We start from the raw sequence: 22,517 nt of genomic DNA, 5'->3' as shown, positions 1-22,517 counted from the left end.
GTTAATCATACAAGCACTAAAATTACACAAGATAATGATATTTTCAATACCAATTTATGGTCTTTCGCATCTGATATAAGCTTCCCTAAAAAATTAAAAGGTCAGATCAATAAAAACAGTTCGCCTTTAAGTCTCTCGAACCTGTGTATTCAAAACACGAAATGATATTATCCAGCCGTCACTCCCCATCAGGTTACAGCATTTGAATATTCATGAAGGATTTGTACTCACCAGGCAAGCACGCGATTTCTCAGGTAAAACGCATATAGACCTCTGGCTAAGTACCCCTAATGGACCGACTCTGCTAACCATTCTCGAAGAAAAGCCCGTTTTTTTCATTGAACAAAGCGATATTGAAAGCTGCCGAAAGTTAGCTGATGAAGAAAACATACATCTATCCATCAAAGAGATTGAGCTATCAACCTTCGAGCAAAAGCCACTTGCAGCGTGTTATTTTTTATTAAATCGCTCAGCCATAGCCTTATCTCAACGCTTACATAATGAAGATATCATGACTTATGAGAGTGATATCCGCCTTGCTGATCGATACTTAATGGAGCGCTTCATTAAAGGCAGCATTGAATTCACTGGACAGCCATTAACTAAAAGCAGGCATACCCGCTTTTCTGACGTGAAGTGCCGTTCAGGTAATTACTTACCTTCTTTGACTATTGTTTCTTTAGATATTGAGTGTTCAGAAAAAGGGCTTCTCTATTCTGTGGGTTTAGACAGCCCAATGGATAGCCGAGTGATTATGATTGGCGATGCTCAAACTGCAGAGACAAACATTCAGTGGGTTAAAGATGAAAAAGCATTATTAGAAGCCATGGTTGATTGGTTTTCCACTTTTGACCCTGACGTCATCATTGGATGGAACGTCATTGATTTCGACTTCCAGCTTCTACACAAACGTGCAGAATGGAACAATGTAAAGCTCAAAATTGGTCGAGATAACCAACCAAGTTTTTTTAGAACGTCCGCGCAGAATCAGCAAGGCTTCATAACCATTCCAGGAAGAGTGGTTCTCGATGGAATCGACACTCTCAAAACAGCGACTTACCATTTTCGTTCTTGGTCCCTAGAATCCGTATCCCAAGAGCTTCTTGGGGAAGGTAAAGACATTCATAATGTTCATGACCGCATGGCTGAAATTAACCGAATGTTTAAACATGACAAGCCTTCTCTCGCAAAGTACAACCTGCAAGACTGCGTATTAGTAAACCGTATTTTCGAGCATACACACCTGCTCGATTTTGCTATTGAGCGCACAAGGTTAACAGGTGTGGAACTTGATCGAGTGGGAGGTTCTGTCGCTTCTTTCACTAATCTTTATCTGCCACAAATACATCGTGCTGGTTATGTTGCACCTAACCTCGCACCGGAAAACTGGATCGCCAGCCCTGGCGGTTATGTAATGGATTCCATCCCGAATTTATACGATTCGGTATTAGTTCTCGATTTTAAAAGCCTCTACCCTTCCATTATTCGCTCTTTTCTAATTGATCCAATGGGATTAATCGAGGGATTAAAGCTGGAAGTCGGTCCTGAAGAAAACAAAGCCGTACAAGGTTTTAGGGGCGGTCAATTTCATAGAGACAAACATTTCCTTCCGCAGATGATCGAAGATCTTTGGGCTGCACGAGACATAGCAAAGAAAAACAATGAGAAAGCTTTCTCTCAAGCGATAAAAATAATCATGAATTCCTTTTATGGGGTTTTAGGTTCATCAGGTTGCCGGTTTTTTGATACTCGTTTAGCTTCATCTATCACCATGCGTGGACACGAGATAATGAAGCAAACAAAGGTACTCATAGAGGAAAAGGGCTACCAAGTCATTTATGGCGATACTGACTCAACATTTGTCTCTTTGAATGGAAGCTATAGCCAGAAACAAGCCGACCAAGTAGGTGAAAGTCTTATTAGCTACATTAATGAGTGGTGGACTTCACATTTAAAAACTCAGTTTAATCTAACGTCAATTTTAGAATTGGAATATGAAACTCACTATAGAAAATTTCTGATGCCAACCATCCGTGGTTCTGAGACGGGTTCTAAGAAACGTTATGCAGGCTTGATTGGAGAAGGTGATGCTGAACGAATCATTTTTAAAGGTTTAGAAAGTGCCCGAACAGATTGGACACCTCTTGCCCAGCAATTTCAACAACACTTATATGAGATGATTTTCCATGACCAAGACCCGTCAGAGTATATTCGAAGCTTTGTCGATGCGACAGCCGCGGGTGAGCATGACCATTTGCTCACCTACCAAAAAAGGTTGAGACGAAAACTGCATGAATACCAAAAAAACATCCCACCTCAAGTACGAGCGGCGCGTATGGCTGACGAGATAAACAGCCAATTAGGTCGTCCATTGCAATATCAAAACAAAGGTAGAATTGAGTATTTGATAACCTTAAATGGTCCTGAACCAAAAGAGTATTTAAAGCATACTATCGATTATCAACATTACATTGATAAACAACTTAAACCTGTCGCTGACGCAATACTCCCTTTTGTCGACTTAGATTTTGAAAGGCTCAGCGGTCAACAACTAGGTTTATTCTAATCACCCCCGAGGTCTAAAGTCTTCGCCACCTACTAACTAGCGGTGGCTCTAGTATGCTTACTACTGCAATACTCTAGGTACTTGTTTTTACTTAAAGACTTACAAAAATACCAGCCTTGAACCGAAATATCTGGTATTTCGGGAATGTATGCAAGTTGCTCTTTTGTTTCTACTCCTTCTACCACGACTTTTAAATCAAGTTGATTGGCGATAGAAAGAATACTAGAGAAGACTTTCTCACCTTTGTCGTTGTTCAAAGCGAGTACAAACGATCTATCAACTTTAATCGCATCGATATTAAAGCGATTTAAATAGCTCAGAGATGAATAACCAGTTCCAAAATCATCAATATGGATCTTAACCCCGAGGTTTTGTAATCGATTAAAGGAGGCGGATAGTTTGACTTCATCCACCAGCAATGTTTCTTCCGTAATTTCGATATGAATTTGCTTAGCAACTGGAGCAATTGCGTGAACTATCTTAGTCATCACTTCTTCATCGACTAAAGACTGAGGAGTGATATTGATACTCACGGGTATATAGATCCCCTTTTTGTTCCACTCATGAATATCACTCACAACCCGCTTGAATACCCATAAATCCACATCTTTCATCAGCCCTGATTTTTCGAACCACGGTAAGAATGCCCCTGGATAAATAATATTCCCATAGTCATCTTTTGCTCTTATCAATGCTTCACAACCGACCACACTGTCTGTTAGGTGAGAAATTTGTGGTTGGTATTCCACGCAAAATTCTTTGTTACTGATTATTTCCAAATGCTCCTCAACTTGAAGTGCATGTTTTTCAGCTTGTTGACTTAAAACAATAGGGTCATCAGTCAACATTTCGGCTTCTTCTTGCCTACGCATATAAGTGGTATCTAAAAATGGGAAATGAATCATTCTATTTCCATATTGACGGTTGAGTCCCCTTACCGCAGGTAAGTAAATAATCGCACCTACCAATACATTAAAGATTTGTAGACAAACCGCAGCGAAATCGCCATCTGTTGCTATCCAAGCATTCATTAATATAGGGCTATTAAATGGAACAGATACGCTAGGAGAAGCCACCCACCCTGAAGAAATTGCGAATAATGAAACACAAACGTTGGTGATTGGCACAATCAAGAAAGGTAAAAATAATCTTGGATTAAAAATAATGGGTAGGCCAAAAAGCAGTATTTCATTTACGTTGATCAACCCAATGGGAATACTAGCCAATGCTATCACCCGCAACGCCCTTTGCTTTGAGAAGATAAGCAAAGCAAGCACTAAAGACAGAGTTGAACCACTTCCACCAATGAAAACAAAAGCTCCCATAAACGAAAGGTTCATAGGATAGGGGCCTGTTCCCCCGGCAAGCATCGTTGAAAAATTAAGGTCGCTCGATTCTTGGAGAAGATCAACTAAAGGTAAAAGTGCGTAGTAACCATGAATACCAACGAACCATAAAACAGAGTTCAGAGCCGCAAAAATAACCCCAAATGAATATGGCTCGTTAGCATAATCTAATGACATGCCAGACAACATCTGGGTTGAAGAAATTAGTTCAAAAACCAAACCATTGAACCAAATCACCACCCCGCCAGTAATAAGCGCAGGAAGAAGTAGATTAAGTGACTCTTTAACTATTTTCCCACCGCTATTCGAGCGGGTAATTTTCAAACTATTGAAAGTGACGAGATAGGCGAGTAGAGGAATCGAATAAAGAGGAGTAAGGATGGCAATAATGATATTAAAGGTAAGTAATGTACCTTCATCAGGTAAAATAACCCCAACAGAGACAAGGTAAACAATAGATAACAGAGCCATGGGAGGCCGAGGAAGCTTCCACTGCATGGCTAATACATAAGATAAAGCTGCAGTCATTAAGTATGGAAAAAGGGCTGCTATCGAATCATGAAACTCATAGAAAATGGTTACCCATGCCGTTCGTCTTCCATAAATAAACTCACCCATACTACCGAAAAACAAGGCAAATGAAGACAACATCAAACAGGGCAATAACCAAATCATCCCTTCACGTAAAGCTTGAAGGGAAGGTAATAAGTACTTAGTGACGATGCTATCTAAGCTTATTTCTGCTGAGAAAGTCTTCTTTCCAATCAGACGCATGCAATTCCCTTTGTTTATTAACCTTTTTAAAAGTTAGCACATAGAAAGCACTTGTCATGTCTTGTTGTCATCAGTTTCTAAAGTAAATTTATTTAACCTATTCTAAATTCCGTTTTTTTGTATTGCTTAACAAGCCACTCACCGAACCCATCAAGAATACCAATCACTGACCGTTTGGGAATAACTCGTCCTGAAAGTAAGATCCCTAGCCTATCCACTTCTATTTTTTTATCAGGGTAGTATTTTAGGAATTGTTGCCCACATTCAATTGGATTCTCATACCAATTCCGATCTCGATACATAATGAGTGAATAGCTGGCCCGCAACAATTTTTTCGCAATAACCACCTGAGCCAGTACTTGCTGTTCAGGCGTTGCTGAACGCGCAATTTTATTACGGTAGACAGCTAACCAATCTTCGACATCCATATTCCAGTGCTTTGCAATTTCCCAACTGGTTTCGAAATCCCCAAAACAATCAGACAAATCCTCACCATGAACGCACACTGCACAATGCTTAAGCATGAAGCCCCAAGTAAAAATACTTTCAAGGTCAACGATATCTTTCACGAACGCAGTTTTGATTGATACTTGGGTAACTTGCGGAAAGCTTTTTTGGAAACGCCACTTAATGGTATTTAACAACGTTGTTTTGTTGTCATCAAAATTACGATGAGTGACAACGACGACATCAAGGTTAGACTTACCAACTTGAGCTGTTTTCCTTGCTACGCTGCCATAAATATAAACACTGTGGAGATTCGTTCCTAACCCACCTTTTAAAAAGGTAATAAGATCGTTAACCACTGGTTGGAATTCAGGTTGAAATGGCTGTGTTGGGTCAATAACAGGTAACTGCATAGGTCGTTTCGGCAAATAAAATCATGATTTAACTGTGGCTCTATGATCGCTTAGGTGACTTTATGATTCAAGCTATTCCTATTTATAGCATCTCCGAGATATAATCAGCGGATAGACCCAATAAGGACAAACACAAAATGCCTAGAGCAAGTGAAATTAAAAAAGGTTTTGCTATCACAGTAGAAAGCAAAACAGTGATCGTTAAAGATATCGAAGTAACAACACCAGGCGGCCGCGGCGGCCAAAAGATTTACCGTTTCCGTGGTAACGATGTAGCAACTGGCGTTAAAACTGAAGTTCGCCACAAGGCTGACGAAATCGTTGACACTATTGATGTTACCAAGCGCCAAGTTGTATTTTCTTATGTTGACGGTGACGAGTATATCTTCATGGATAACGAAGATTACACACAGTTTATCTTTAACGGTGAAAGCATCTCTGATGAACTACTATTCATCAATGAAGAGACCCAAGGCATTCTTGCTGTTTTAATTGATGGAAATGCAGTAACACTGGAATTGCCATCAACGGTAGAGCTTGTTATTGAAGAAACAGACCCTTCAATTAAAGGTGCTTCTGCTTCTGCTCGAACTAAACCAGCAAAACTATCTACTGGACTAACTGTTCAAGTACCTGAGTACATTGCAACAGGCGACAAAGTTGTAGTAAACACAACTGACCGCAAATACATGAACCGAGCAAGCTAGGAATAACATGACTGAATTATTGTCTTACGACGACGCTATAGATACTGCTTACGATATATTTTTAGAAATGGCTCCAGATAACTTAGAACCTGCGGATGTGATTCTATTCACAGCTCAGTTTGAAGATCGCGGTGCAGCAGAACTTGTTGAAACAGGTGACGACTGGGCTGAGCATGTTGGCTTTGACGTAGACAAAGAAGTATATGCAGAAGTGCGTATCGGTCTTGTAAATGAAGATGATGACGTGCTTGATGATGTTTTTGCACGCATGCTTATTAGCCGTGACCCAGAACATAAATTCTGTCATATGCTATGGAAGCGTGACTGATTCGTCAGCGAATATCAGTCTTCTTTTGGTGGTAGTGCTTTAACAAGTCAATACTGCCTCAAACACTAGCCTTGCCATAACTTGGTTAGTGTTTGCTTACTACCCACTCCCTGTAATGATTCACTCAAACTCCCCATTCAATTATGACTAAAGCAAAAACAGATACATTATCTAAAGGCTATGCTTGTGTAGGGCTAGTCAATCCAAAAACGCCTGAAAATGTGGGTTCCGTAATGAGAGCTGCAGGCTGTTATGGGGCAAACTCTGTCTTCTATACTGGTACTCGTTACGACCACGCAAGACAGTTCCATACCGACACAAAGGAAAAGCACTTAGAGCTTCCTTTAATTGGAGTCGATGATCTTAAAAGCATCATTCCTGTAGGCTGTGTGCCCATTGCTGTGGATCTCATTGAAGGCGCAAAACCTTTGCCTGATTACAAGCACCCGCCTCGAGCTTTCTATATTTTTGGTCCAGAAGATGGAACCCTAAAAAAAGAAATCACCGACTTTTGCCAAGAAACCATTTACGTTCCAACCAATGGTTGCATGAATTTGGCAGCAGCTGTGAATGTTATTTTGTATGATCGCATGGCGAAAGGTGACAACTTTTCAAACCATATCAAAGTGACTTAATCCTGCAGAAGTGCTGCATACCGTGATAAGTAAAAACTAGATAGGCATAAAAAAACCTGCTCAATGGCAGGTTTTTAAATTCTTACGCAGTATATCTATTTGTTCTGCAGAGTTACTGTGCAATAAAGCTACTTGCGAGTTCTTGGCTGAGACGGTTTCGCTGGGCGACCATTATTCAGCTTAGGCTTACTTCGGTTTGCTTGAGGCTTACCTTTATTCGCTTGTGGTGCTGAACCAGAGTCTGGCGTAGTTGTGCCACGTGTTGCTGGCTTCTTACGCTTAGTTTGATTGCTGCGACCTTTCGGTGCGTTCGCACGTTCTTCATGACGCTTAACTGCGCGACGAATTTTTTGACTACGAGAACGCTCACGCTTACGAGAAGTATTCGATGGGTCAAGATCAAGCAGAGTTTCTTTCTCTGGGCTTAACTCAACCAACGTACGTAGGTAATTTACTTCTGTAAGATCAAGTTCTTTCCAACCACCACGAGGCAATTTCTTGTCTAAGTAGATATCACCGTAACGTACACGCTTCAAACGGCTTACTGTCGTTTCTTGTGATTCCCAAAGACGGCGAACCTCACGGTTACGACCTTCGTTAATTGCTACGTAGAAAGTGTGGTTCATACCTTCACCACCCGCATACACAACATCTTCAAAACGAGCCATGCCGTCTTCTAGTTGTACGCCGCGAGTAACATTTTTAACTTTCTGTTCGTTCACTTCGCCAAATACACGAACCAAATATTCACGCTCAACTTGGCGGCTTGGGTGCATTAGACGGTTGGCAAGTTCACCATCTGTAGTGAAAAGCAAAAGACCCGATGTGTTTGCATCAAGGCGACCAACCGAGATCCAACGAGAACCTTTGATTTTAGGCAAGCGATCAAATACAGTTCGGCGACCTTCTGGATCATGGCGAGTACAAAGCTCACCTTCCGGTTTGTAGTAGGCTAGAACTCGACAAACAACTTCTTCAGATGCCTTGCCTGATACAGTATGACCATCAATACGAATGATTGAGTTTTCATCTTCAAGACGTTCACCAAGCTTTGCAACTTGACCGTTAACACTAACGCGCCCTGATTTAATCAAAGTTTCAAGTTCACGACGAGAACCGTGACCCGCTCTTGCTAAAACTTTCTGTAATTTTTCGCTCATTTACTCTTTTTACCTAATTGTCGTCTTCACAGACGTCGAATGAATTTGACGCGACTGAGATCGCGGTCGCGCATTATCGCAAATGCTAGTTAAAAAAGCACTCGTTATTTATACCATCAACGAGATTACCGCACACCTGAATTAAAGCGAGTTTTAAGCTTCAAAAGGAGTCGGATCACCTGAACCTACTCGGCGAACTACAGCGTCATCATCACTGAAATCAATAACAGTTGTTGGCTGTTCACCTAAGTAACCGCCATTTAAAATCACATCAACAACATGCTCTAAACGGTCTCTGATTTCTTCAGGGTCTGATTCAGTCACTTCATTACCAGGCAGGATCAATGAGGTAGACATTAACGGCTCACCCATCGCTTCCAATAAGTCCAAAGCAATTTTGTTATCAGGAACACGAATACCAATAGTTTTACGCTTAGCATTCATCAAACGTTTGGGTACTTCTTTAGTTCCTTTGAAAATGAAAGTGTATGGACCTGGTGTATTTGATTTTAGTAATCTAAACGCCGTGTTATCCACTCTTGCATAAAGTGATAATTCAGACAAATCACGGCATAACAAAGTGAAGTTATGCTTATCGTCAATGCGACGAATCTGACAAATACGATCTAACGCTTGTTTATTTTCAAGTTGGCAACCTAACGCATAACCAGAGTCGGTTGGGTAAACAACAATGCCTCCGCTTCGGATGATCGCAACAGCTTGATTAATTAGTCGAGCTTGAGGGTTGTCTGGGTGTACATAAAAAAACTGGCTCATTTTTGTTCCTCATTATCGAGTCTCTCGACTCTATCATCAGAAGGAGCTAGTTCATCCTGTGAAGTTTCCGACGAAACAGGATGAAACTCCCAATCTTTCCATACTTCTTCTACCCCAGCAGGCAGCCAGAGATTTCGTCCTAATTCCATCCAAGGAGATGGATAATGGAAATCACTGCCTTGAGAAGCTAATAGTTTGTATTGTATAGCATAGTCGCCTAGCTTGCGTCTTTCTTGTTGAGCTTGTTGAGGCTGCGCGACTTCCATTGCGTCTCCATTGGCTTCAACGAAAGCCGTTAACAATCGTTTTTCCCACTTAGCCGTCAAACCATATCGACCTGGATGTGCCAAGACAGCTTGACCACCAGCTGCGTGAATGGCGGTAACCGCATCTTTCATTGAGCACCACGTTGGTGGAACATAACCCGGATTGTTACGCGTTAAAAACTTCTTAAATACTTGTTGCATAGTTTTTGCGTAGCCATTCTCTACAAGCCACTTAGCGAAATGAGCACGAGTGATTGGCGCGTCACCCGCAATTTCCTTCACTTCTTCTAGTACACCTTCTCTTGTGGCTTTTTCTAAACGAGATGCGATCATCTCAGCTCGACCCACTCGATGCTGTTTTTGCTGTTCAATCAGAGCTTTTAGCTCAGGTGATTCAGGGTCAACATTCAAACCAACAATATGAATATCCATGTTTTGCCAAACAGTCGAAATCTCAATCCCATTTATCAATTGAATAGGCAACTGATTAGCTTCGATATATTCACGTGCGACGGAAAGACCATCGGTGGTGTCATGATCTGTGATTGCTAACACTTCAATATTAAAACCCAAAGCACGATCAATTAGCTCTGGTGGGGTTAGCCTACCATCGGATGCGGTAGTATGACTGTGAAGGTCAATTCTCATATATATTTTCTATGCTCTGTATTTTCATGCATCGTGAACTTATTCACCTAGTACACTTAATTTTTAATCTCAATACCTTTAACTTCAGACTTGAAATCATTTCTTTAAAGTTTAAGCCAAACAGCCATTTTGGGGCTTGACTTTAAAACAACAAACTAGTTAACTAGTACACAAATACGAAGTGTACATATTAAGGTTCTCCATGTTACAAGAATTTAACCAAGACCATAAAGATAAAGTTTTAGAACTTTCTTCAGTAGAAGCAACTTCAGAGCTTAATTGGTGGCGCACTTGGACAAGTTCTTGGTGGGCCAATGTGTACTTCTAATTAAACAGTTTGTTTATAAAAAAGTTATCACTAAGCCCGCTTTCATAGCGGGCTTTTTAATTTGTCGAACATCTCACATTCAACTGACTAACAAATCAACGAATTGACCATATTCTAGATTGGGCGAACGGTATCTTTATGCGACTATGTACGGCAGGAAATTTAAAGAATCATAAAGGAGGTCTTGTGAACAAGGCCATTGAAATCAAAAAGCTGGGAACCATTGAAGTCATCAATACTTCTGTTCCTTATTCGCAAGACCCGACCAGCGTTTTCCACACTTTATGTGAAAACAAAACAGACAGCTTACTGCTGGAATCTGCTGAAATTGAGTCTAAACAAAACTTAACTAGCCTACTCCTTATTGACTCTGCCGTTCGTATTGTATGTCGTGGGCATGAAGTGACTTTTCAAGCACTCACCAATAACGGTCAAGCACTCATTGAACACCTAAGCCAAAACGTTAAAACAGAGATAAAATCTGATCTTACTGGTAACGTATTGACGCTCACTTTTGTAGAACCAAGCAACGAATTAGATGAAGACTCACGTTTAAGAGAAGCCTCTTCTTTCGATGCACTGCGTTTGGTTCAACACAGTTTTGAACAAGATGCGGATAACAAGCACGCTTTGTTTATGGCTGGTCTATTTGCTTACGACATCGTAGCGAACTTTGAACCGCTAGGCGATGCGGAAGCAACCAACAACTGCCCTGACTTTGTTTTCTACGTTGCTGAAACACTATTACGTTTCGACCACCAAGAGAACGAAGGTCTACTTCATGCGAGCTTGTTCGCTCAAGATGACAGCATCAAAGCGCAATTAACTGACCGTTTAGCCGACATTCAGACTCAATGTCAGTCACTGAAAGCCATCACAGAAGTCACGCCGCTCGACAACGTTGACGCCATACCAAGCGTTTCAGACGAAGACTTCTGCCAAACGGTTCGTGACCTAAAAGAATACGTAGTAAAAGGCGATGTATTCCAAGTAGTACCTTCACGTCGCTTCACGCTACCTTGCCCTGCTCCACTGGCAGCTTACAAAGAGCTCAAGCAAAGTAACCCAAGCCCTTACATGTTCTACATGCAAGATGAGCTGTTTACTCTGTTTGGTGCTTCTCCAGAAAGTGCTCTGAAATACGAGACAGAAACCAACCAAATCGAGATTTACCCAATTGCTGGTACTCGTCGTCGTGGTAAGCGCCCTGACGGTCAAATCGATTTCGACCTAGACAGCCGTATCGAACTTGAACTGCGTACCGACAAGAAAGAAAACGCGGAACACATGATGCTAGTAGACCTAGCGCGTAATGATGTGGCACGTATTGCTGAAGCAGGCACTCGCCACGTAGCAGACCTGCTGAAAGTTGACCGCTATAGCCATGTGATGCATTTGGTTTCTCGTGTGGTTGGTCAGCTACGTGAAGACTTAGATGCGCTACACGCTTACCAAGCTTGTATGAACATGGGCACGCTAACAGGCGCGCCAAAAATCCGCGCAATGCAGCTTATTCGTGACGTAGAAAAAACACGTCGTGGTAGCTACGGCGGTGCAGTTGGTTACCTAACCGGCGAAGGTACTTTAGATACTTGTATCGTAATTCGCTCTGCTTACGTTGAAGATGGCATAGCACAAGTACAAGCGGGCGCTGGCGTGGTGTTCGATTCAGACCCACAAGCAGAAGCTGACGAAACTCGCGGCAAAGCTCAAGCGGTCATCTCTGCGATTCAAGCTGCTCATACTAAAAAACTAACAAATAAGAAGGAGTCGTAATCATGGCTGATATTGTATTCATCGATAACTTCGACTCGTTCACTTACAACCTTGTAGACCAGTTCCGTTCATTAGGTCACAGTGTGAAAATTTACCGTAACAACATTCCTGCAAAGGTGGTTGAAGCGGCGATCAATGAACTAGACAACCCGGTAGCACTGCTTTCACCAGGTCCTGGCGCTCCTGCCGACGCGGGTTGCATGCCAGAGCTGATTCAGCTTTTAAAAGGCAAAGTGCCAATGATAGGAATTTGCTTAGGTCACCAAGCGATTGTTGAAGCCTATGGCGGCACCGTTGCAGGCGCTGGCGAAATCATTCATGGTAAGGTGTCGATGATGGAACACCAGAATCATGCAACTTACCAAGGCTTACCATCGCCACTGGCTATCGCTCGCTACCACTCTTTAGTGGCAACGCATGTATCTGATAGCTTAACAGTGACAGCTGAAGTCGATGATTTGGTGATGTCTGTGGTTCAAGAACAAGACAAGGTTTGTGGATTCCAATTCCACCCTGAATCAATTATGACGACCTACGGTGCAACGCTTCTAGCAAACGCTATCGAATGGGCTCTTGAGAAACCTATTCATTTAGAGAAAAGCTCTCCCCTTGAGAAGACAGGAAAATAGGACGAAATCATGGAACAGATTAGTAAACTTTACGAACAGCAGTCTCTTACTCAAGAAGAAAGCCAACAGTTATTTGATGTGATCATCAAGGGTGAGCTAGACCCAATCTTGATGGCTTCAGCGCTGACTGCACTAAAAATCAAAGGCGAAACGCCCGATGAAATAGCAGGTGCGGCGAAAGCACTGCTTGCCAATGCAAACCCATTCCCGCGCCCTGATTACGATTTCGCAGATATCGTAGGTACCGGTGGTGACGGTCATAACACCATTAATATCTCAACGACGTCTGCGTTTGTTGCAGCAGCTTGTGGCTTAAAAGTCGCAAAGCACGGTAACCGCAGTGTATCGAGCAAGTCAGGTTCTTCGGATCTACTCGACTCGTTCGGTATCAACTTAGCGATGACAGCAGAAGATACACGTACAGCTGTAGATGAGCTTGGCGTAGCATTCCTATTTGCCCCGCAATATCACGGCGGTGTACGTCACGCGATGCCTGTTCGTCAAACAATGAAAACGCGCACTATCTTCAACATCCTTGGTCCACTGATTAACCCTGCTCGCCCTAACATCGAGTTAATGGGTGTTTACAGCAAAGAGCTAGTACGCCCTATCGCGGAAACCATGCTGCAAATGGGTATGAAGCGCGCTGCGGTTGTTCACGGTAGCGGTCTTGATGAAGTGGCGATTCATGGCGAAACTATCGTTGCTGAAATTAAAGATGGTGCCATTCACGAATACACAGTGACACCGGCTGACTTTGGTTTGAACACTCACCCTCTTGAAGCAATCAAGGGCGGCGAGCCAGAAGAGAATAAAGCCATTACAACGGATATCTTGACGGGCAAAGGCACTGACGCTCAAATTGGCGCAGTGGCAGTCAACGTTGCTCTACTGATGCGTTTATTTGGTCACGAAGACCTAAAAGCCAACGCTCAGCAAGCCATTGACGCAATGAACTCTGGCAAAGCATACGAGCTTGTACAAAAGCTTGCTGCACACGCCTAACGAACGACGGAGTTGAGACAAAGAACATGACACAAACTACCGATAAACTGTCGACCCACGTTTCAGTAAAAGAAGCTGAAATGGCGGAGGTATTAGCAAAAATCGTTCGTGATAAATACCAATGGGTTGCAGCGCGTAAGCAGACTCAACCATTAAGCGAGTTTAAAGCTGCGTTAACCGCAACAGACCGCAGCTTTTATGATGCACTTAGCGGTGAACAAACCGTTTTCATCACTGAGTGTAAAAAGGCATCTCCGTCAAAAGGGTTAATCCGTGACGAGTTTGACCTTGACTACATTGCGTCAGTTTACAACAACCACGCAAACGCGATTTCAGTGCTGACAGACGAGAAGTACTTCCAAGGTGACTTTGAGTTTTTACCTAAGGTTCGCAGCATTGCTAAGCAACCTATTCTGTGTAAAGACTTCATGGTTGATACCTACCAAGTCTACTTAGCTCGTCATTACTCAGCTGATGCTATCTTGTTGATGCTATCGGTATTGGATGACGAAGAGTACAAAGCACTTGCTGAAGTCGCTCACTCACTCAACATGGGTGTGCTTACCGAAGTAAGTAACGAAGAAGAACTTCACCGTGCAGTCGCTCTAAACGCTAAAGTGATCGGTATTAATAACCGTAACCTGCGTGACCTTTCGACGGATTTGAACCGTACTAAAGAGTTGGCTCCGCTAATTCGCGAACTGGCTCCAAATGCAGTCGTGATTTCAGAGTCTGGCATCTACACACATCAACAAGTGCGTGACCTTTCAACATTTGCAGATGGCTTCCTAATCGGTAGCTCTCTCATGGCTGAAAAGAACCTAGAGCTTGCCGTGCGTAAAGTAACACTCGGTGAAAACAAGGTGTGTGGTTTAACCCACTCTGACGATGCAGCGAAAGCGTATCAAGCTGGTGCGGTATTCGGTGGTCTGATTTTCGTTGAAGCATCTAAGCGTCATGTGGATATCGAAGCGGCTCGTTTAACAATGAGCGGCGCTCCGCTGAACTACGTGGGTGTGTTCCAAAACCATAGCGTTACTGACGTTGCGAAAACGGTTTCTGAGCTCGGTTTGTTTGCAGTGCAGCTGCATGGTGATGAGTCTCAAGCATTTGTAGATGAGTTAAAACAATCACTACATGAAAACGTTGAGGTTTGGAAAGCTTACGGTGTTGCTTGCGGCGCTGAGAGCGCATTACCAGAATTACTGGAAAGCAACGTGACTCGTCACCTGCTAGATACTAAAGTGGGTTCTCAAACGGGTGGTACAGGTCAAGCGTTCGATTGGAGCCTAATCAACAACCAAAGCGCAATCATGTTGGCAGGTGGTCTAAACCCAGAAAATGCTAACCAAGCGGCTAAGTTGGGCTGCTTAGGATTAGACCTAAACTCTGGCGTTGAATCCGCTCCAGGTAAAAAAGACGCAGACAAACTGCAACTCGCCTTTGCTGCGATTCGTAATTACTAAGCTTTTAAATTACTAAGCTTCCTGAATTACTCAGCTTTTTAAATTACGAGCCTTACTACTAGCTACTTATTTATGAGCTTTGCCTTTTGCGAAGCTCAAACAAGATTAAATGACTTGGTGTGAATACGCATCAATAGAATTAAAGGAATAACACAATGGCTAAACTCGATGCCTATTTTGGTGAATACGGTGGTCAATACGTACCGCAGATCCTAGTGCCAGCACTAGATCAACTAGAACAAGCGTTTATTGATGCACAAGCCGATCCTGAGTTCCGCAGCGAATTCATGACGCTTCTACAAGAATACGCAGGCCGCCCAACAGCGCTAACACTAACGCGCAACTTAACAAAAGGTACAAAAACCAAACTGTATCTTAAGCGTGAAGATCTACTTCACGGCGGCGCGCACAAAACAAACCAAGTACTTGGTCAAGCACTGCTTGCTAAACGTATGGGTAAGAAGGAAATCATTGCAGAAACTGGCGCTGGCCAACACGGTGTTGCAACCGCTCTAGCTTGTGCGCTATTAGGTCTTAAGTGTCGAGTTTACATGGGTGCTAAAGACGTTGAGCGTCAAAGCCCGAACGTATTCCGCATGAAGCTAATGGGCGCAGAGGTTATTCCTGTTCATTCTGGCTCTTCAACGCTAAAAGATGCATGTAACGAAGCACTACGTGACTGGTCTGCAACTTATGAAGACGCGCACTACCTATTGGGTACTGCAGCGGGTCCTCACCCATTCCCAACAATTGTTCGTGATTTCCAACGCATGATTGGTGAAGAAACGAAGAACCAAATTCTAGCTCGTGAAGGTCGCCTTCCTGATGCGGTTATCGCTTGTGTAGGTGGTGGTTCAAACGCTATCGGTATGTTCGCTGATTTCATTGAAGAAGAGTCTGTACGCCTAATTGGTGTTGAGCCTGCTGGTAAAGGCATTGATACCGACCAACATGGCGCGCCACTTAAACACGGTAAAACGGGTATCTTCTTCGGCATGAAAGCACCACTGATGCAAGATGAGAACGGTCAAGTAGAAGAGTCTTACTCTGTATCGGCAGGTTTAGATTTCCCATCTGTTGGTCCTCAACATGCTCACCTAAACGCAATTGGTCGTGCTGAATACGACAACGTGACCGATGACGAAGCACTAGAAGCTTTCCAAGCTATCGCACGTAACGAAGGTATTATCGCGGCGCTAGAGTCATCTCACGCTTTGGCTCATGCAATCAAAATGGCTCACGACGATCCAGAGAAAGAACAGCTATTAGTTGTTAACTTATCTGGTCGTGGTGACAAAGACATTTTCTCTGTACATGACATTCTTAAAGAGAAAGGAGCATTATAATGGATCGCTATCAATCACTCTTCACTCGCTTAGCTGAAAAGAATCAGGGCGCATTTGTACCATTCGTAACGGTTGGCGATCCTAACCCAGAACAGTCTCTTAAGATCATGGAAACCTTGGTTGAAGCCGGTGCTGACGCACTTGAGCTTGGTATTCCATTCTCTGACCCGCTTGCTGATGGTCCAACAATCCAAGGCGCAAACATCCGTGCTTTAGATTCAAAAGTAGCACCAGATGTGTGTTTCGATCTTATTGGTCAAATTCGCGCTAAATACCCGGAGCTACCAATCGGCTTACTAATGTACGCAAACTTGGTGTACGCACGTGGTATCGAGAACTTCTACGAGCGCTGTGCGAATGCGGGTATTGACTCAGTACTGATTGCAGACGTACCAACCAACGAAAGTGGTGAGTTTGTTGCAGCGGCTGAGAAGTTTGGTGTTCACCCAATATTTATTGCGCCACCAACAGCAAGTGATGAAACACTTCAATCGGTCTCTGAACTGGGTGGCGGTTACACATACCTACTTTCTCGCTCAGGCGTAACGGGTGCAGAAACAAAAGCAAACATGCCTGTTACTGCATTGCTTGATCGTTTAAACAAGTTTGATGCGCCACCAGCGCTGCTTGGTTTTGGTATTTCAGCTCCTGAGCAAGTAAAAGAAGCAATTGAAGCTGGTGCTGCGGGTGCTATCTCTGGTTCTGCAGTTGTAAAAATCATTGAAACACATGTAGAGCAACCAGAACAGATGCTTAAAGAGCTAGCTAACTTCGTTATTCCAATGAAAGCTGCAACTCAAAAGTAACAAATCAGCCCTAACTTCTAGTTAACAGCGAAGTTAGGGCTTTCCATTTTCTCTTTAAATTCACTTCAAACACACCAGCACTCACAGGAAAATGTTAACAAAACGCTACGAAAAACCTCGAAAACCTCATTCATCAACAAAACACTTCCCCCACTAGTATTAATGAATTTTATAAATAGAAACACTCACGCAAATAGCAATCGTTTGCATTAGTGTAAAAATCAAACAATCGATCAATAAACAGCAAGTAATCATAAGCATTCATCTGGGCTCATATTGCGAAATGTAAAATATCCGTGTAAAACTTACCACGAAATTTTTATCCATTGGTACAGCGTACATTAGTGGGTAATTCTAGGAATTTACCATTTAGTAGCACAGAGGTTATGGAAGTGTTAAAAGAAAAGAGTTTACTAAGCAACATCGGCGTACAAGTCGTTATTGCAATGATCATTGGTACTGCAGTTGGTGCAATGATGGGTGAAAGCGCAACAATGTTCGCTCCACTAGGCGCAATCTTCATCAATTTAATCAAGATGCTGGTTATCCCTCTTGTTGCCGTTGCACTAATTTCAGGTGCTGCTGGTCTGGGCAATAGCTCTTCTGCTGGTAAAGTTGGCGTGACGACACTAGGTTACTTTGCACTGACTTCAGCACTAGCTGTTGCGCTTGCATTAATCATGGGTGAGGTTTTCGAACCTGGTCGTGGCATCGATGTTTCAGGTGTTGAAGGCATGTTCTCTTCTGAATATGCATCTAAAGGTGAACTTCCTACGTTCTGGGCAACCATTACTGGCATGATCCCAACCAACGTTTTCCAATCATTGAATGAAGCAAACATTCTGCAAATTCTCGTTTTCTGCTTATTCTTTGGTATCGCTATTTCTAAACAAGCGAAAGAAAAACGTGACCCTATCATCAACGGTGTAAACGCAATTGTTGATGCTATGGTTTGGATGATCAACAAAGTGATGATCATTGCACCACTTGGTGTATTCGGTCTTATGGCTGAAGCAGTAGGTACGTTTGGTTTTGGCGCACTTATGGTGGTGTTCAAACTGTTCGTTGTTTACGTAGCTGCAATCCTAATCTTTGGTTTCGTTGCTTACCCGCTAATGATTCAAATCTTCACTAAGACTTCTGCAAAGAAATTCTTAACTGTAATGAAGAAGCCACAAGCAGTTGCACTATCTACTGCGTCTTCAATGGCAACACTTCCAGTGACAATGGAAGCCGTTGAGAAAGAGCTTGGTGTTCGTAACTCTACAGCTTCATTTGTTCTGCCTCTTGGCGCAACTATCAACATGTCTGGTAACGCGATCTACTATGGTCTAGTTGCTATCTTCTTCGCGCAGTTGTTCAACATTGACCTTTCAATGGGTGCATACATTGCAATCATTATTACGTCTACTCTAGGTGCTGTTGGTCAAGCTGGTGTTCCAGGTCCTTCTTTCTTGGTTGTTGCGGTATTACTTGCAGCTGGCATCCCAATCGAAGGTCTACCACTATTGTTCGCTCTTGACCGTATCTTCGATATGATTCGTACAGCATTGAACATTACTGGCGATGCAGCGTGTGCAGTTATTGTTGATTCTTTAATTAAAGATGAAGAAAAAGAAGTAGAGCTGAGCAAACAACAAGCTTAATAAATCACTCCTTTAAAAAGCCACTCACCTAGAGTGGCTTTTTTAATCAGTTTTCATACTTTCAATGAGTAACTACACTTCGATTAACTGATGTTCTAGACGATGAACACAAGCACCCCCTATAGATCACTACCGTAGATATCAAACGTGAAATACTTAGCCGCTATTTTGTCGTAAGTACCATTTGCTCGAATTTCTTCAATGGCTTGGTTAAATTGCTTTGCTAATTTTTTGTCTTGTAACCTCAGAGCAAGAGCTGTCCCTTCTCCGATATAAGCTTTATCAGTCACCGCTTTTCCTTTAAATTCGAAACCTGCGCCTTCTTTTTTATCTAAAAACGCCAATGACAACTGATCTGAATTACCAAATGTTGCGTCTAAACGACCATTTTGCAAATCCAAGTAGACTTCATCTTGCCCTGTATAGCGTTTAATATTCGCAACTTTGCCAAATTTGTCAGTAACATAACGGTCATGGATCGTGCCTTGCTGCACACCAATGGTTTTTCCGTCTAAGCCTGATTTATCAATCTCAAAAGATGCATTTTTAGATGCCACGAAAACAGCGGGAGTTTGGTAATACTTATTCGTAAACAGCACTTTTCGTTTACGCTCTTCTGTAATTCGCATTGAAGCCATAATCACATCTGACTTCCTTGCCAGTAAGCTAGGAATTAACGAATCCCAACTTTGTGCAACCCAAGTACACTCTAGACTTGCTTGCTTACACAGTGCGTCTGCGATTTCGATATCAAACCCAACAGGTGTCCCGGCACTATTTTTGTAATTGAATGGAGGGTAAGTAAAATCAGAAGCCAACCTCACCTCTTTAGCTTGTAATGCTGAACACAACAAAGCGGTGGCACATGCGAATCCTAATGCTATTTTTTTCATTTTTATCTTCCTAGTTGATGCGTTTACGATAAGTAATGTTTATGCCGTCTGTAAAGTCGCTTGCTCATATTGAGTCAGTGACGAGATCACTTCTTTCATACTTTGTTCACTGCCAATACTGATTCGGACGCAATGGCGTAAAGCAGGTTCATGATGTTGGTTGCGAGTAACAATGCCATCACTCAATAACACATTGAATAAATCGTGATTTTCATTCACTCGTAACAGCACAAAGTTAGTCGCAGATGGGTAAACCTCTTCAATAAAATCGAACTGGCTCAGTATTTGGGCAAACTCATTTCGGGTATTAATCAACTCTGCTGTTTTAGCTTTCATCAGTTCCAGCCCTTCATTTGATAAGGCTTTCAATACAATTTCGGCTGAACAATCAGGCATCGGATATGGCGGAATTAATTTAGCTACATAACTCATGACTTCTTCACTGGATAAAATGAATCCGCAACGCACCGCCGCCAAGCCAAATGCTTTAGAGAGTGTTCTAACCACAACCAGATTTGGGTAATCAGCAATGAGGTCAACAACAGATGCACTCAATTCAAACTCGATATAAGCTTCATCGACCACAACTAATGCTGAGTTTTTCGTCCCCTCAAGAACTTCAATCAAGTCGATTTTAGGTATTGCGTTACCTGTTGGGTTATTTGGAGAACATAAGAAAACGATATTGGCATTTTTTGTCTGGGAGATAATTTCAGAGACATTTAAATTGAAGTCCGACTTCAAAGGTACATCAACTGTTTCAATGGCTAATGCATCTGCACAAAACTCATACATGGCATAAGTCGGGGAACTAATTAATATTTTATCTTTACCTGGCTGACAGAAAGCTCTTATTAATAAATCTATCGCTTCATCAGCCCCTCTTACCGCCACCGTAGCAGCGTTCGTTCTACAATAGTTTTGGTAAGCCTTAGCAATGTCATGCGGCAGAAAATCTGGGTAACGGTTATAGCTTCTTTTATCTAAGCTCTTTGGATTCTCGTTAAAGTCAAAACTCAATGAAGCTTCCAGTTCATTGGCATTCAGCCATATCCGTCCATTGCCACCAATTCTTCTTGCAGACTGGTAAGGTATTAATTTTTTTACCGCCTGTGGCACTAGCCTTTTCATTAAACTTGTCAAATTCCTTACCTTCCCAATGAATTTAGATATAAGCCATACGCATCACTAGTCAAATAACGCCTAATTAGAGAATATCGAATCACTAATGATGCTTAACTATTTACATTCAAACAAATGTCCATTGGAAAATGAATCGAAATAATTACATAATAGCCATGACTTATTTTCATGGCTCGTGGTGAAATTAGTGAAATACAGAACTAGAATTATGATGAAAAAGGACTAAAGCTATGAATGGCAACCTACCTTCAACTAAAACACTGCAAGCCTTTCTCTCGACGGCTCGGCATTTAAATTTCACACACGCCTCTAATGAATTAAACCTCACCCAAGGCGCGGTGAGTCGGCAGATACTCTCTTTGGAGGAGTCGGTTGGTTGCGAATTGTTTTATCGTCATGCTCGCGGGTTATCTTTGACACCTAAAGGCGAATTACTTGTCCCTTTAATTCAAGACACAATTCATCAACTGCAATCTGCTTTGAGTCAAATTGCCACATCGCCTTCGAAAATCAGGTTGAATGCCCCAAGCTGTATTACTTCATGGCTATTACCTAAGCTTTTATCTTTTCAGCAGCATTACCCAGATATTGATGTAGAACTGACATCTACAATTAAGCATGTATTTGAGCCAACGTTTGACCCTTTCGATGCAGTAATTACCTACGGAAAAAAACCGAAGCAAAGCTCAATTATCAGTCAGCTACTTTTTAATGAACAATTGACACCAGTGTGTAATCCCCAAGTTATCGACCCAAGCCATAAAGTGACCGAGTCGAACCATTTCATTAAGCCATTCAAGTTGAGTGATTACACTTGGTTACATGCGAATAAAGAACAGAGTGATTGGAAGCTTTGGCTAGAATTTATTGGTAGTAAAGAACTCGCTGGTAATAAAAATCAGCAATTCGCTACTTTAGATCAATCAATGAACGCAGCAATCCAAGGGTTTGGCATTGCTATTGGCGATATCACTTTAGCTGATCAAGATGTGCAATTAGGTCGATTAACCAGAGTTAGCCCTGACACCGTTTTTTCAGGCAATGGATATTTCTTTCTTCAGCCCAAAAGCCGTCAAAACACCTCTCTTACCACTTTAATGGAGTGGTTATTAAAATCAGAGATTAAGTAATGCCTAATAGTTTTCAAAATAAGAATCGCTTAAAAAGCGCCAGATTTTAATATGCAAATTAACTCTCATATTAGTAATCAATATCGTATTCATAATGCATGTACTTAATTTTTTCTTCGCTCTAAATTATAACTACCTAAATACCTTATTGTTTTGAGAACTCGTCACTAGCAACTCTGAACGATATATTTTTTGGCACTTTGTTTGCAGGGTCATCAGTAACAGTTTTAGTACGGACATTCGCCACTCATACCCCTACGGCGAGCATATGGAGGATCGGCT

General features: G+C 42.2%; 20 protein-coding genes and 1 other annotated feature. Of the genes, 13 read left to right on the top strand and 7 right to left on the bottom strand.

Annotated features, from left to right (window positions below):
- The first annotated feature begins 202 nt into the window (after positions 1-202).
- Complete coding sequence (locus OCU78_RS05525; RefSeq protein WP_137372554.1) at positions 203-2,566, top strand: DNA polymerase II; 2,364 nt, start codon at positions 203-205, stop codon at positions 2,564-2,566.
- Positions 2,567-2,598: 32 nt separating this feature from the next.
- Here the strand turns inward: OCU78_RS05525 and OCU78_RS05520 are convergent, their stop codons facing one another.
- Both OCU78_RS05520 and OCU78_RS05515 read right to left on the bottom strand, forming a co-directional pair.
- Positions 2,599-4,686: a PTS sugar transporter subunit IIC/EAL domain-containing protein gene (locus OCU78_RS05520; RefSeq protein ID WP_137372553.1), complete on the bottom strand. Its 2,088-nt coding sequence runs from the start codon at positions 4,684-4,686 to the stop codon at positions 2,599-2,601.
- A 92-nt stretch (positions 4,687-4,778) separates the two neighbouring features.
- On the bottom strand, positions 4,779-5,546 hold the full coding sequence (locus OCU78_RS05515) for a nucleotidyltransferase family protein (protein WP_137372801.1): 768 nt from the start codon (positions 5,544-5,546) through the stop codon (positions 4,779-4,781).
- A gap of 137 nt (positions 5,547-5,683) precedes the next feature.
- Between OCU78_RS05515 and efpL the strand changes: the two genes are divergently transcribed.
- The 3 genes from efpL to OCU78_RS05500 all read left to right on the top strand — a co-directional run bounded on the left by efpL (position 5,684) and on the right by OCU78_RS05500 (position 7,216).
- Entirely contained in the window at positions 5,684-6,253 is a 570-nt protein-coding gene (efpL, locus tag OCU78_RS05510; RefSeq protein ID WP_137372552.1) for an elongation factor P-like protein EfpL, read from the top strand.
- Between the two features lie 7 nt (positions 6,254-6,260).
- Positions 6,261-6,581, top strand: a complete 321-nt coding sequence (locus OCU78_RS05505; protein WP_137372551.1) for an HI1450 family dsDNA-mimic protein — start codon at positions 6,261-6,263, stop codon at positions 6,579-6,581.
- Positions 6,582-6,724: 143 nt separating this feature from the next.
- Positions 6,725-7,216, top strand: a complete 492-nt coding sequence (locus OCU78_RS05500; RefSeq protein WP_137372550.1) for an RNA methyltransferase — start codon at positions 6,725-6,727, stop codon at positions 7,214-7,216.
- Between the two features lie 128 nt (positions 7,217-7,344).
- Here OCU78_RS05500 and rluB read toward each other — a convergent pair whose 3' ends face one another.
- The 3 genes from rluB to rnm form a co-directional block, all read right to left on the bottom strand.
- Positions 7,345-8,376 carry a 23S rRNA pseudouridine(2605) synthase RluB gene (gene rluB, locus OCU78_RS05495; RefSeq protein WP_137372549.1) on the bottom strand — a complete coding sequence of 344 codons (1,032 nt, stop codon included), beginning with the start codon at positions 8,374-8,376 and terminating at the stop codon, positions 7,345-7,347.
- A gap of 153 nt (positions 8,377-8,529) precedes the next feature.
- Entirely contained in the window at positions 8,530-9,153 is a 624-nt protein-coding gene (locus tag OCU78_RS05490; RefSeq protein ID WP_137372548.1) for an L-threonylcarbamoyladenylate synthase, read from the bottom strand.
- Entirely contained in the window at positions 9,150-10,067 is a 918-nt protein-coding gene (gene rnm, locus OCU78_RS05485) for an RNase RNM (RefSeq protein WP_240701704.1), read from the bottom strand. Before rnm ends, OCU78_RS05490 begins: the two co-directional genes overlap by 4 nt.
- A gap of 202 nt (positions 10,068-10,269) precedes the next feature.
- On the opposite strand from rnm, the gene OCU78_RS05480 reads away from it, so the two are divergent.
- From OCU78_RS05480 to OCU78_RS05445, 8 genes are all read left to right on the top strand, one after another.
- Positions 10,270-10,395, top strand: coding sequence for a Trp operon leader peptide (locus OCU78_RS05480; protein ID WP_137372547.1), 126 nt, complete (start codon positions 10,270-10,272; stop codon positions 10,393-10,395).
- Positions 10,342-10,456 (top strand) — a sequence feature (Trp leader region). Its footprint overlaps the gene before it by 54 nt.
- Before the next feature lie 125 nt (positions 10,457-10,581).
- Positions 10,582-12,171, top strand: coding sequence for an anthranilate synthase component 1 (locus OCU78_RS05475; protein ID WP_137372546.1), 1,590 nt, complete (start codon positions 10,582-10,584; stop codon positions 12,169-12,171).
- A 2-nt stretch (positions 12,172-12,173) separates the two neighbouring features.
- Positions 12,174-12,800 (top strand): aminodeoxychorismate/anthranilate synthase component II, encoded by a 627-nt coding sequence (locus tag OCU78_RS05470; protein ID WP_017104070.1) that lies wholly within the window; start codon positions 12,174-12,176, stop codon positions 12,798-12,800.
- Positions 12,801-12,809: 9 nt separating this feature from the next.
- Positions 12,810-13,805, top strand: coding sequence for an anthranilate phosphoribosyltransferase (gene trpD, locus OCU78_RS05465; RefSeq protein WP_137372545.1), 996 nt, complete (start codon positions 12,810-12,812; stop codon positions 13,803-13,805).
- Positions 13,806-13,831: 26 nt separating this feature from the next.
- Positions 13,832-15,271 carry a bifunctional indole-3-glycerol-phosphate synthase TrpC/phosphoribosylanthranilate isomerase TrpF gene (gene trpCF, locus OCU78_RS05460; protein ID WP_137372544.1) on the top strand — a complete coding sequence of 480 codons (1,440 nt, stop codon included), beginning with the start codon at positions 13,832-13,834 and terminating at the stop codon, positions 15,269-15,271.
- A gap of 155 nt (positions 15,272-15,426) precedes the next feature.
- Positions 15,427-16,617 (top strand): tryptophan synthase subunit beta, encoded by a 1,191-nt coding sequence (gene trpB, locus OCU78_RS05455; protein WP_137372543.1) that lies wholly within the window; start codon positions 15,427-15,429, stop codon positions 16,615-16,617.
- Positions 16,617-17,423, top strand: a complete 807-nt coding sequence (gene trpA, locus OCU78_RS05450) for a tryptophan synthase subunit alpha (protein WP_137372542.1) — start codon at positions 16,617-16,619, stop codon at positions 17,421-17,423. The genes trpB and trpA overlap by 1 nt, the downstream gene beginning before the upstream one ends.
- Positions 17,424-17,809: 386 nt before the next feature.
- Complete coding sequence (locus tag OCU78_RS05445) at positions 17,810-19,069, top strand: dicarboxylate/amino acid:cation symporter (RefSeq protein WP_137372541.1); 1,260 nt, start codon at positions 17,810-17,812, stop codon at positions 19,067-19,069.
- A gap of 119 nt (positions 19,070-19,188) precedes the next feature.
- Here the strand turns inward: OCU78_RS05445 and OCU78_RS05440 are convergent, their stop codons facing one another.
- Together OCU78_RS05440 and hisC are read right to left on the bottom strand one after the other, a co-directional pair.
- The gene (locus tag OCU78_RS05440; protein ID WP_137372540.1) at positions 19,189-19,962 is read right to left on the bottom strand and encodes an ABC transporter substrate-binding protein; all 774 of its coding nucleotides are present in this window, start codon (positions 19,960-19,962) and stop codon (positions 19,189-19,191) included.
- 39 nt (positions 19,963-20,001) lie between these two features.
- The gene (gene hisC / locus OCU78_RS05435) at positions 20,002-21,105 is read right to left on the bottom strand and encodes a histidinol-phosphate transaminase (protein WP_137372539.1); all 1,104 of its coding nucleotides are present in this window, start codon (positions 21,103-21,105) and stop codon (positions 20,002-20,004) included.
- Positions 21,106-21,335: 230 nt separating this feature from the next.
- Between hisC and OCU78_RS05430 the strand changes: the two genes are divergently transcribed.
- Entirely contained in the window at positions 21,336-22,235 is a 900-nt protein-coding gene (locus OCU78_RS05430) for a LysR substrate-binding domain-containing protein (protein WP_137372538.1), read from the top strand.
- Positions 22,236-22,517 lie beyond the last annotated feature (282 nt).

It is taken from the genome of Vibrio gallaecicus (genome assembly GCF_024347495.1).
GTDB lineage: Bacteria > Pseudomonadota > Gammaproteobacteria > Enterobacterales > Vibrionaceae > Vibrio > Vibrio gallaecicus.
This window is presented reverse-complemented; position numbering and strand designations above follow the sequence as displayed.